This window comes from uncultured Aquimarina sp., assembly GCF_947500065.1.
Classification (GTDB): domain Bacteria; phylum Bacteroidota; class Bacteroidia; order Flavobacteriales; family Flavobacteriaceae; genus Aquimarina.
Genome location: NZ_CANMQT010000005.1, coordinates 471890 through 484283 on the forward strand (window position 1 = coordinate 471890; position 12394 = coordinate 484283).

Below are 12394 nucleotides of genomic sequence, written 5' to 3' on the forward strand. Positions count from 1 at the left end.
ATATCATCTAATCTCAAAAATATAATAATCAAATAGTTACTCTACTTTTATATACTCTATAATGGATATGGGTTTACCATCATCCGTAAACCCTTCAATACATACTTCAAAATCACCGATAACATCCGAAGTAAAAAACTTCAGAATAGTTTTATCACCTTTTGTGGTGATATTTGGTTTCCACAATAATTGATTTCTATAATCCGGAATGTGAGTATACGTCGTATCATCAGGAGCATATCGTTGTGTGAAATATTTTTTAGTTACTTGAGGTCTTGATAACGTACTTTGCAATAGATAATTTTTATGTAAACCTTCGGCATAATTCCCTTTTAAAGTTTCCAAAATTAATATTCCTTCAAAAATTTTAGTTCCCAAAAAATATCGATCTCTTACAAAACTAATACGCTTAATTTTTCTTGCATCATACTCTAAAATATGCTCATGATCTTGTTCTACAATACCGTCTATAATAACAAGAGGAGTAAAATTATAATCTTCTTGGGTTGGGTGATTCCCTCTAATCGCAAACACTTTTTCTCCTTTTTCATTTGTTGTAGCCCATACATTATTTACAACTTCTATAATAGTCTCCTTTACAGAAGGAAATCTAGTATATTCATCTAGGTTATATATTTCATCAGGACTACCGTAAAAGGGAACATGACTTTTATTTTTCTGTATCGTATCAGGTTTTATATTAAAGAAGCTATTTTCAATCTGATTATAAATACTTTGTTGGATAATATCATCTTCGAGTTCCTTTGTAATTCGAAATTTATAAAAATCAAAACTAGGATAACTAATTTCAGGGATTTCATTAAGTTCAATTTTATAATCATTCTTATTTTCTCCCAGTACCTGAATTACAAATTCATTTCCCTCATAATTTTTATCTAAATTAAAGGTAAAGACTCCTTTTTTATTAGTAGATACAATTTTCACATCACCCGTTTTACCTGGAACCGACAATGCTATATCAATGCCTAAAATTGGCAAAGCAGATTCTTGAGGCACGATTTTACCATAAATTAATTCTCCTCGCATTTCAGGTAAAAAGATGGAAGATCCTACTGATTTTGCTTGATTTTCGAAAGGTTTAGTATATAGTACAGAAAAATCCATCGATGAAAGCGGCTTTGCAGAAACAAAACGATTCTTTTTTCGAACGGATACAGAATAACTACCTTTTTTCGCTCCAGAAAGTGCTTTACTTATTGTCAATACGACTAAACTTCTTTTATCAAAAACTTGCTTATCCACATCAACTTTAAACTCTTTGTTAATTTTTCTTTCAATCCGTTTTGATCCTATTGAAGTCAAAATAGAATCGCCTGATCTGTTTTCAACAAGTATGGCTTTTTGATTTCCTTGATATGGATTTAATATACTTACATCACCCTGAAACAAAGGGTTGTTTTTAGCATTTAGCATCCACTGTGTATATCCAATCAATTTATAGTTTCCTGAAGGAACAGATACCGGAAGAAAAAAATCTCCTTGACCTAAGCCATTTTCCAGTTTGACTTTATGCTTAAAAACAGCTTTATTGTTTTCATCTATAAGTTCTACATATGCAACTTTACTAATATCGCTTAAATGGTTATTATGAACATTCAAACAATATAAACTATAGTACAAATACTCTCCAGCAAATAACACTGTAGTATTATAATGTATAAAAACCTTTTCCTGAGGTACTTGATTATAATACCCTGCCAATTCTTCCACTGTTTTTAAAATAGATTGACGTTGTGCCTGAAGACTAGACAAGAAAAAAAACATACCATATAGAAGAAATCTTATGTACACAGAAATAATTTTGTATTAAACATTTATCGCTTATTTATAACATTACTATACTTTAATCTACCCAAAAATCCGGAACTACACTTTGACCAAATTCAGTGCAGTCTCCACATCCACGCCGTACAAAGGCAAAGAATCCTTCCTGCGGGTTGGAATTAGGAAATTCTTCAAGAAATTTAAATCCTTCCGTCTGTATAAAACCCAGTAATCGTATATTATAATTTTCAATAGTTTCTTCCTCTCTGATTGTTGGTATTATTTTATCACAACCTGGAGAAAATTGAGGTAAATCTGATATAAAGCCACTTCTATTAAAAAATATACGTTTTGATGATACAGAAGAAACATCAAAAAAACCTAACACATTCTCATCGGCATTACTTTCTGAGATGATATTTCCTGTTATAAACCCAGGTTGAATTTGGGAGAATAAGCTTTCTGACTGAGAGAATTTGCTTAATGTTTCATAAAATTTATTTGCCTCTCTGGATTGTACATACTGTCTAACTAAAATACTGTAACGATCCGCTACACTTATATCTTCTGCATTTATAAACTTCACAGGAAATCCTGTAACTCGGTCTTCTGTAAGCGTAGTAGTATCGGTAATAATAATCTCATTTGATATCCTGGTATTATAACACACTCTCTCTTCTATTGGTCTGGGAGTATATATTGTAGTTTCAAGCATAAAAGTTTCACTGCTAATCAAAACATCTACCAAATCTCTAGGTACCCATAACGAAGCTATAATTCTATACGTCTCTTCATACTCATATCGATAGTACACTGAATTACCAGTTGGGTCGAAACTATCAATTAATATACCTACACCTTCAATATCATTATCGTTAAACATACGTTTTGGATATAGATCGTCAATAGACGATTCTTGCGGTAGTGTAGCAACATCTGATTGGTATGAATTCCCAACTTCTGTTTTAATTGATAATCTATATTCTTTTTCTGCTTCTGCACTAAATTCTTGTATAGAAGTATATATTCCAGGAGAAGTTTCATCAAAACGATATTCATTTCCAACATTATCCATTATCATGACTTCTGCATTCTGCTCCGCAAGTGGTCCTTCTTCTTCAAATCTAAATGTTCTTGATAACGTAAGTTCCTGATTTTTTAATTCATCTGTTATAGTAGCATTAATAACTAGAATACTCTCAAAATCTTCGGTCTCAAATTCGAAAGGTTCTACGCAATGAGATAGTAACATACAAGAAAGGAATAGAAAAACTATTCTCATTGTGATCCTAATCATCGTTAATTTTTCAAAGAGTTTCATCATCACTAAAATTTAAAATTATAAGTAATAGAGGGTACAGGAACCGAAAATATTGAGCTTTTTAATCCTTTAACCTCTCCATCTTCGGTTACAAAGAATACTGAAAAAGGATTGTTACGACCCAATACATTATACACAGATATTGTCCAGAAACTATGAAACAGTTTCTTACGCTTATGATTTCCTTCAATATTAATTCCAATATCTAGCCTGTAGAAGTCAGGTATTCTAAATTTATTTCTATCACTAAACACTGAAAATTCTGATCCATTAAAAACAAAGTTGCCTATGGGGTATGTTACTGGCCTACCTGTCTGGTATACAAAATTAGTAGCTAGACTAAATCGCTTTGTTAATTTATAATTAGCAACAAGACTAAAATCGTGGGGTTTGTCAAAATTAGAAGGAAAGAACTCCCCGTTATTAATTTGTTCTTCTCTAAACTCACTACCTAATTGAATAAAAGACCTTGAGTAAGTATATCCGAACCAACCATTAAACCTTCCTTTTTGTTTTTTAAACAATAATTCAACTCCATAAGCCTTTCCTTTTCCTTGCAAGACTACTGTTTCAATATTTTCATTAAGCAGTACTTCCGCTCCAGTTTTAAAATCGATGATGTTGTTAGATCTCTTATAGAACCCTTCTAGGCTTATTTCATACGCGGCATTATCAATATTTTTATAAACCCCTAATGAGTATTGTTGAGAACTTTGGGGTTTGATATTAAGGTCCGAAAGTTTCCACGTATCAATAGGAGATGCTGTCGTATTATTAGATAAGGTATGTATATATTGATATGTTTTATTATATGCGGCTTTAACAGAAAAATCTTCACCTAACAAATACCGTCCGGACACTCTAAATTCTGGTCCTCCATATGTCTTAATGACTTCATTTTTATCAAAATTTAATGTCTCTATAATAGTCCCTTCATCTCTAGGCGCTCCGCTTTCATAAACGTTTTGACTTCCTTCTCCCAATGCATTAAACAAAGAGTATCTAATTCCAGCATCTAACGTTATTTTTTTAGTAAGTTCTATATTTCCTGAAAAAAAAACAGCGGATTCTAGCCCTCTTTCTTTTTCTATTTCTACAGGATCTATAATAGATTCTGGTCCTTTTGGTTTTATACTACCTGGATTTACAGTATACAATTTACTAGAAACACCATAATCAAACTTTATACGATCGTTATAAAGATTTTTAAACTGAAGTTTTAATTCTGTTTCATCTATACTATATCCAAGTTCAAAGTCATCATCCGTTTCTCCATCAAACTCTATATCAAAATCATATCTACTATTAGACAAAGCTAACTTACCTGTATTCTTATCATTAAATCGATAATCCCATCGCAATGAAAATGCTCTATTACCATATACATACAGAGAATCTGAAGTGATACTAAAATCATCTCTGCTCCAATATGCCATGGCTTCGATTTTAGAATTATCATTAATTTGATGATTATATTTAGCAATTACATCATAAAAAGAAGCTTCGCTATCCTTTAGAGATTCTTCGTCTAATGAATTCAAAACCCAATTGGCATATACGCCTCTTCCTCCTATCATTAGTCCAGATTTTTCTTTAAAAACAGGAGTTTCTAATAGTAGATTCCCCGTTATTGGTCCTATAGAGCCTTCTCCTTTAAATTTGTCTACAGTGGCATTTTTTGTGGTTAAATCAAAAACAGAAGATAACCTTCCTCCAAATTCGGCTGGGATACCATTTTTATATATACTCACGTCACCTAATGCAAAAGGATTGAGTGCTGAAAAAATCCCAAAAAAATGTTGTGGGTTATATATCACAGCGTCATCTAGCAAAATTAAATTCTGATCTGACTTTCCTCCTCTTACGTTGTAACCAGAAGCTCCTTCTCCTGCGGTAGTTATACCTGGAAGCGTAGTAGCTACTTTTAATACATCACGTTCCCCTAATACTAATGGGATATTTTTAGATGTTTCGACATTAATTTCTGTTTTCGTAACTACTTCTTCTACATTTTTGTTAATCTCTGTCTCCAAAATAACTTCATCCAAGAGCTCTATACTTTCATTAAGCGAAATATCTAACCTACCATTATTATATATTAGTACTCGCTTCTTGACATTTTCCATTCCCATAGCATTAATTTCTATAAGATTAGATCCTGTAGTTAATTCCACTTCATAAAACCCATTATTATTAGTCTCCACACCCACATCCTTTCCATTAACAACAATAATCGAATTCGATATTGGTCTATTGCTTTGTTTGTTTTTAACATAACCTGATAACTTAAATCTCGTATTGGAATTATTCTTCATAGCTCTTCCAATCCTTACAGTTTCAATTTTTGTTTTCGAAGATTTTGAGGCAGTATTAAAAACTGCAGAGATATTTTTATCATTAGGCGTTTCGATAGGAAGATTGCTTTCTTCGCTTTTTCCAAAAAAGCCTTCCGGTAAAGTATCATGAATGATATTGTTTAAAGTAAGAACAATAGTACTTTCATTAATAACAAAAAAGTTAATTACTGTATTCTTAAAAATATCATTGAGGACGGTATTTATATGTACATTTTTATAATCTCCTGATATCTTTTTATATTCTATAAACCAAGAGTCCTGGAAATAGACTGTATAATTTGTCTGTTCCTCTATTTGAAGTAAAACAGATTTTAATTCCATGTTTTCAAAGGAAATAGTTATGAAAGAGTTATTATCCTGAGCTACAATACCTTTAGAATACAACAAAAGAATAAGTATTAAATATCTTTTCATAATGCTAAAAATTCTACTTTGATGAAGATGATGAATGACTAATTTGTTTAAACAATTGCTTCATAAAAGCATTATAATTTGATTCTTTAATGGACTTATAATTATCATAGAATAGCTTTATTTCCTTTTTATAATCGGGAAAGGCTTTTATAACATCTCCTTTTGATTTAATATGTATATAGGTAGAATTTATAAAAAGAATATATCTGGATTTGTCTAAAAACTTATAATACAACTGCTGTCCTTTAATATATTCTCTCCTTCTTTTCTTATGTTGTTTTAATAATGAAAAAGAAGAATTCTCTAATAACACTTCGACAAAACCTGAAGTAGTTATCCCGTCAACTAATAAATTTTCTATTTTTATAAAGCTAGAATCCTCAATAGTAAATTCATCAATTTTATCATAAATCAATTGTAAGATAGATGCAACTGACCCTGATTTTAGTGTAACTAAAAGGTTTTGAATTTCTAAATTGTATTTTATTCCAACATTATAATAAGTCTGCCCATCATAATTAACAGAACCTCTCAACACAGCATCTGAATTAAAAAAAGCATGTTTATTATCCAATATTTTATTTCTATCAAAATCGATATACTGTTTCCCATTATACAATCCAGTATGTTCCTTACCGATCACTTTATCATACCACTCATACCTAGGGTTTTCATTTTGCATTTGACCAAAAACAAATAGGTGCAGACACAAAAGAATAATCGTACTATTTATTTTATTTACTTTATTCATATTCCTTGTTGACAACATCTTTTTAATACTATTCCTTTTTCAATACTATTCCTGAAATTGACAATGAAAGCGTCTTTAGAGCGTAGCATATTTAAAGCCACATTTTAAAAATGCAACTCCCAGTTTGAACGAATAGTAAAGAGTATTAATAGACTAAACACTCAATAATCTAAAAACAAATGTTTAGCATCTAGTCAAGTATTCCCTATCGAAATATAAAGCCATTAACCAACTACTTAGTTAACGCCCATCAAAATTTACTAATGCCGAAGAATACTTACTAATAAATAGAAAAAAGGGATTACAAACATGCTCAGTACTACTAATATTTTACAGATGTATATCCATAAATCATAGTATTTGAAAATAAAAAAGAGTTCAATGAAATAATAAAACAGAATTCATTGTTGCCGTTGATCTTATAAATTTGTTAAGGAGTAGTACCTAATCATAGCTTTTACTTAAATTAGGCGATCAATTTTACACACATGAAGATACTTCTTACCTCAACATTACTTTTATTTTCTACTATTTTAATTGCACAAACTGATCAAAGAATATATGAAATCATTGATGCTGTTTCTGCTGACCGAATTGAAACAGACATTAAAAAACTTGCTGGATTTGGCACACGTCATACACTCAGTGACACAGTTTCTACTACAAGAGGAATTGGTGCTGCCAGAAGATGGATAAAATCAGAGTTTGATAACATATCAAAAGATTGTAATAACTGCCTGGAAGTTTTTTATCAAAAAGATTTGGTAAAAAAAGGAACGAACCAACGCATTATAAAAGATGTTATGATTGTAAATGTCGTAGCTATCCAGCGAGGCACAAAATATCCTAATCGCTTTATTATGATGAGCGGTGATATTGATTCAAGAATCACGGATCCAACGAATTTTAAAGATGATTCTCCTGGAGCAAATGATAATGCCACCGGAATGGCTGGTGCTATAGAAGCAGCCAGAGTTTTATCCAAATATAAATTTGAAAGTAGTATCATTTATGTTGGATTATCGGGAGAAGAACAAGGGTTATTTGGCGGAAAAGGTTTAGCTGCCTATGCCAAAGAAAAGAATTGGGACATCATTGGGGTTATGAACAATGATATGATTGGTAACATAAAAGGAGTTGATGGAGTCATTGATAACAGAACCTTTAGAATTTTCTCTGAACCTACAAATCTAACTGATGATAAAAAGACTGTAGAACGAAGACGTTTTTATGGTGGAGAAGTTGATGGAATTTCACGTCAATTAGCTCGTTATATTCATAAAACTATTAAGACCTATATGCCAGAAATGAACCCAATGATGATCTATCGTCTCGATCGTTTTGGACGTGGCGGTCATCATCGCCCATTTAATGATGCTGGTTTTGCAGGAATTCGTATCATGGAAGCTCATGAGAACTATACACAACAGCATCAGGATATAAGAGAAGAAAATGGTATTAAATATGGAGATGTCGTAGCACACGTTAATTTTGACTATGCCGCTAAACTTACAGCCGTAAACGCAATTAACCTAGCAGGCATTGCTTGGGCTCCTCCTGCTCCAACCGAAGTGAAAATTGGAGGAATTGTAGAGCCATCTGCTAAATTCAAATGGAAAAAAGCGAATGACCCAAATATAAAAGGATATAAAATCTATTGGAGAGATACCACTTCTCCGACCTGGGATCATAGTCGATTTGTAGGAGATGTAGACAACTTCACTCTGAATGGTATTGTTATTGATAATTACTTTTTCGGTATCGCAGCAGTAGGAAAAAATGGACATGAAAGCCCTGTAGTGTTTCCTTCCGGAATATTCAGAAAATAAACTAGTTCTTTTTATATTAACCATAGTAATCTAACCACACCAAATGAAACTTATAAAAATCATATCAATTTTAGTTCTTCTGTTTACCTTTTCTTGTAAACAGGAACCAATCAATAGGAAATTACCACCTTCTAGTGATATAGCAGAGAAATTAGCTGTTAAAACAAAAGGTAAAGTAATCATTCATGAAAATTTTAAATCCGAATATGTAATCCCGAGAAATGTAGAAGTATTTCTACCTGATGGTTACGGTACTAATTCAGCTGTTAAATATAACGTGTTGTATATGCACGATGGACAAAATGTGTTTAACCCGAAAACATCGTATACAGGTATTGATTGGGGTGTTGATGAGGCAGTAGATAGTTTAATTAAAATCGGGAAAATTAAAAACACAATTGTTGTTGCTCCTTGGAATACCGTAAAAAAACGTTTTTCGGAATATATGCCAGAAGCTCCTGCTGAACTTACTAACAGTGCTGAAATTAAAGCTGCATTAAAACAAAACACTGGTTTTGATGATCTGTACTCTGATGAATATCTAAAGTTTTTGGTAGAAGAATTAAAACCTTTTATTGATAAAACATACAATGTATCAACTAAGGCCGAAAACACCTCTATAATGGGATCCTCTATGGGAGGATTAATATCTTTATACGCTATCTGTAAATATCCCGAAATATTTGGTGCCGCTGGATGTGTATCAACACATTGGCCGGTTCCAGTTTTAGGAGAAGCGTATATGAAAACACTACCTTCTGCACTTCCGGATCCTAAAACTCATAAAATATACTTTGATTTTGGAACCGAAACTCTTGATGCTCAATATGAACCTTATCAAAAACAAGTAGATCAAATGATGTTGGATAAAGGATATATCGAAGGAAAAAATTGGATCACTAAAAAGTTTGAAGGTGCTGCTCACAATGAAAAGAGCTGGAATGATCGAATAGAGATTCCGCTAGAGTTTTTATTACAATAAATTAAACGCTAAAAATGAAAAAGTTTTTCTTAACAGTATGCTTTGTTTGTACATTATCACCAATATTTGCGCAAACATCTCTTTTTGATCAACATCAAAAATTTACTAGACAAGATTCTCTAAGAGGTTCTATAACTCCTGAAAGAGCTTGGTGGGATCTCACCTATTATCACTTGGATATAACTGTAGATCCAGATAATAAATCGATTAAAGGGAAAAACACAATTTATTATAAAGTATTAGAAAATCATGATGTATTACAAGTAGATCTTCAACCTCCATTGGTTATAGAAAAAGTAGTACAAGATGGAAAGGAACTCAAAGTGACTTCTGAAGAGAATGCTCATTTTGTATCGCTTAATAAAAAACAAAAAAAAGGAATTGTCAATTCGATAGATGTATACTATAGTGGTAAACCAAGAGAAGCCGTCAGAGCACCTTGGGATGGAGGCATTTCTTGGAAAAAAGATACTAACGGCAAACACTTTGTTGCATCTTCTTGTCAGGGATTAGGTGCTAGTGTTTGGTGGCCTAATAAGGATCACATGTATGATGAAGTAGATAGCATGTTAGTGAGTGTTACAGTGCCTAAAGATTTAATGAATGTATCAAACGGAAGACTTCGTAAAATAGAAGAACGTGATCCTAATACCAAAACATATCATTGGTTTGTACAGAACCCAATTAATAATTACGGAGTGAATATTAATATTGCTGATTATGTGCATTTTGGTGAAAAGTATGAGGGCGAAAAAGGAATCTTAGACATGGATTATTATGTATTAAGAGATAATTTAAAAGCAGCAAAAGAACAATTTACAGATGCTCCAAAAATGATGAAATCTTTTGAGCATTGGTTTGGTCCTTATCCTTTTTATGAGGATAGCTTTAAACTAGTAGAAGCACCTTATTTAGGCATGGAACATCAAAGCTCTGTTACCTACGGAAACAAATATGTAAATGGATATCTTGGAAATGATTTATCTGGTACTGGATGGGGATTAAAATTTGATTTTATTATTATTCACGAATCAGGTCACGAATGGTTTGCAAACAATATCACCTATAAAGATATTGCCGATATGTGGATCCATGAAAGTTTCACAGCGTATTCTGAAAATCTATTTCTTGATTATCACTATGGAAAAGAAGCTTCTTCTGAATATGTAATTGGTACACGCCAAGGCATTAGAAATGACAAACCTATTATTGGTAAATATGATGTCAATAACGAGGGCTCTAGCGATATGTATTACAAAGGAGCGAATATGCTACATACCTTACGTCAATTGATAGAAGATGATGAGAAATGGAGATCAATTTTAAGAGGATTAAATAAAGATTTTTATCATCAAACCGTTACAACTAAACAAATAGAAGATTATATAAGTACGAAAACCAAAATTGACTTAACAGCGTTCTTTAATCAATATTTAAGAGATACCAGAATTCCAACTGTAGAGTATGGTTTTGATGATAATGGGTTAAAATATAGATATATTGATATTGTAAAAGATTTTGATATGCCAGTTCGACTAAAAATTGATGGAAAAGATCAATGGGTGCAACCAAACAAAGAGTGGCAAACACTAAAGGTTAAGGCCAATGAAATAGCTATTGATCCCAATTTTTATGTAATTGCTAAATCTATATAATAAAACGAAAATTAAGAAGATGTGAAAATTTACTTTCCACAGTGGCAAGGATCTGGAACAGGTAAGACTATAAAAGATGGAGCAAAAACCATATTAGACTATCTAAACGATCCAGAATTCATTCATATTCCACTATCAGAGATCCCCGCAGGAAAAGAAGGGAAAAAGAAACATCATATTAACAATTATGATGCAATAACCGAACAACTAATTCAGCTTAAAAAAAGTATTGATCAAGCACAACCCAATACAATTAAAACTATCGGTGGAGATTGTGGGTTAGAAATCGTTCCTGTTTCATATCTCAACCAAAAATATCCTAATCTGGGTGTTATTTGGTTTGATGCACACGCAGATATAAATAAACCTTGTGATTCTCCTAGCTGTAATTTTCACGGTATGCCGTTAAGGACTTTATTAGGTGAAGGTTCAGAACATATGACCAATCTAATGTTTTCAACGATTGAAGCCTCGCAAATTCATTATGTGGGAGTTCGGGATATAGATGATCTAGAGCAAATCAGAATTAATGATGGGGCAATTTATGCTCCCAGAAAGACACGCATTACCGATTTGGTAAATACTTTACAATCAAAAAAAATTACTCATCTCTATTTACATTTCGATTTTGATTGCATTGAACCTAATGACTATAACAAAACCTATTACCAAGTTTCGGATGGAGTAACAATCTCTGATGCAGAAAACTGCATAAAAGCATTACAAGAAAACTTTACTGTTGTAGGAAGTAGTGTTTTAGAATCTATTACAACAGATACTATCGAATTAAATCCTATAGAAAAGATTATTAATTTATTGATGAAGTAAAACACAAATTTATGTCAGGAGGCAATTGGAAAGACATGCTATTAGCATCGCAAACAGGAGATTTAGAATTGGTGAAATATTACGTTAAAATCGGAATAGATATTAATTACCAACATCCCGAAGCTATGACTACTCCCCTTATTGAGAGTTTCCGATTTGAACATTTAGATATTGCTAAATTTCTCCTTGAGAATGGTGCAGATGTACATGCTAAAGAAGGTTTTAGTGGAGATACAGCCTTATCAATAGCAACTGAAAAACAAAATCAAGAAGCCTTAACCCTATTGAATCTTTATCTTAAAAAATAAACTAACGCAAATAAAGGCATTTTTAAAACCTGAATTCGATATAAGAAAAGGTATGAGGCTGTCTAAAAAGTAGTTTTCTCTGTTATTTCGATTTCTATGACGAAACCAAACGATTTTCAAATTTTTTATTTGATTTAATAATGGCAAAAATAAGATGAATAATT

9 protein-coding genes are annotated in these 12394 nt (G+C 32.0%); 5 read left to right on the top strand and 4 right to left on the bottom strand.

Annotation, left to right across the window (positions count from 1 at the left end; all coding sequences use genetic code 11):
• Window positions 1-36: 36 nt before the first annotated feature.
• The 4 genes from Q0975_RS17215 to Q0975_RS17230 are packed head-to-tail and all read right to left on the bottom strand — an operon-like array spanning window position 37 to window position 6628.
• Window positions 37-1812, bottom strand: coding sequence for a hypothetical protein (locus Q0975_RS17215; protein ID WP_299438899.1), 1776 nt, complete (start codon window positions 1810-1812; stop codon window positions 37-39).
• 52 nt (window positions 1813-1864) lie between these two features.
• Entirely contained in the window at window positions 1865-3109 is a 1245-nt protein-coding gene (locus tag Q0975_RS17220; RefSeq protein ID WP_299438901.1) for a DUF4249 domain-containing protein, read from the bottom strand.
• A 2-nt stretch (window positions 3110-3111) separates the two neighbouring features.
• A complete protein-coding gene (locus Q0975_RS17225; protein WP_299438902.1) occupies window positions 3112-5877 on the bottom strand; it encodes a carboxypeptidase-like regulatory domain-containing protein in 2766 nt (921 codons plus the stop codon).
• A 13-nt stretch (window positions 5878-5890) separates the two neighbouring features.
• Window positions 5891-6628 (bottom strand): hypothetical protein, encoded by a 738-nt coding sequence (locus Q0975_RS17230; RefSeq protein WP_299438903.1) that lies wholly within the window; start codon window positions 6626-6628, stop codon window positions 5891-5893.
• Window positions 6629-7116: 488 nt separating this feature from the next.
• Between Q0975_RS17230 and Q0975_RS17235 the strand changes: the two genes are divergently transcribed.
• From Q0975_RS17235 to Q0975_RS17255, 5 genes are read left to right on the top strand one after another with little or no spacing between them, the layout of a single operon-like run.
• A complete protein-coding gene (locus Q0975_RS17235; RefSeq protein WP_299438905.1) occupies window positions 7117-8457 on the top strand; it encodes a M28 family peptidase in 1341 nt (446 codons plus the stop codon).
• Window positions 8458-8500: 43 nt separating this feature from the next.
• On the top strand, window positions 8501-9439 hold the full coding sequence (locus tag Q0975_RS17240) for an alpha/beta hydrolase-fold protein (protein ID WP_299438907.1): 939 nt from the start codon (window positions 8501-8503) through the stop codon (window positions 9437-9439).
• 14 nt (window positions 9440-9453) lie between these two features.
• A complete protein-coding gene (locus tag Q0975_RS17245) occupies window positions 9454-11094 on the top strand; it encodes a M1 family metallopeptidase (protein ID WP_299438909.1) in 1641 nt (546 codons plus the stop codon).
• Window positions 11095-11115: 21 nt separating this feature from the next.
• The gene (locus tag Q0975_RS17250; protein WP_299438911.1) at window positions 11116-11922 is read left to right on the top strand and encodes an arginase family protein; all 807 of its coding nucleotides are present in this window, start codon (window positions 11116-11118) and stop codon (window positions 11920-11922) included.
• Window positions 11923-11933: 11 nt separating this feature from the next.
• A complete protein-coding gene (locus Q0975_RS17255; RefSeq protein ID WP_299438913.1) occupies window positions 11934-12230 on the top strand; it encodes an ankyrin repeat domain-containing protein in 297 nt (98 codons plus the stop codon).
• Window positions 12231-12394 lie beyond the last annotated feature (164 nt).

What these genes read in the sequence shown, in the direction of transcription:
- Q0975_RS17220 (WP_299438901.1), bottom strand. Translation starts at nt 3,109, where the DNA reads ATGATGAAACTCTTTGAAAAATTAACGATGATTAGGATCACAATGAGA.
- Q0975_RS17225 (WP_299438902.1), bottom strand. Translation starts at nt 5,877, where the DNA reads ATGAAAAGATATTTAATACTTATTCTTTTGTTGTATTCTAAAGGTATT.
- Q0975_RS17230 (WP_299438903.1), bottom strand. Translation starts at nt 6,628, where the DNA reads ATGAATAAAGTAAATAAAATAAATAGTACGATTATTCTTTTGTGTCTG.
- Q0975_RS17235 (WP_299438905.1), top strand. Translation starts at nt 7,117, where the DNA reads ATGAAGATACTTCTTACCTCAACATTACTTTTATTTTCTACTATTTTA.
- Q0975_RS17240 (WP_299438907.1), top strand. Translation starts at nt 8,501, where the DNA reads ATGAAACTTATAAAAATCATATCAATTTTAGTTCTTCTGTTTACCTTT.
- Q0975_RS17245 (WP_299438909.1), top strand. Translation starts at nt 9,454, where the DNA reads ATGAAAAAGTTTTTCTTAACAGTATGCTTTGTTTGTACATTATCACCA.
- Q0975_RS17255 (WP_299438913.1), top strand. Translation starts at nt 11,934, where the DNA reads ATGTCAGGAGGCAATTGGAAAGACATGCTATTAGCATCGCAAACAGGA.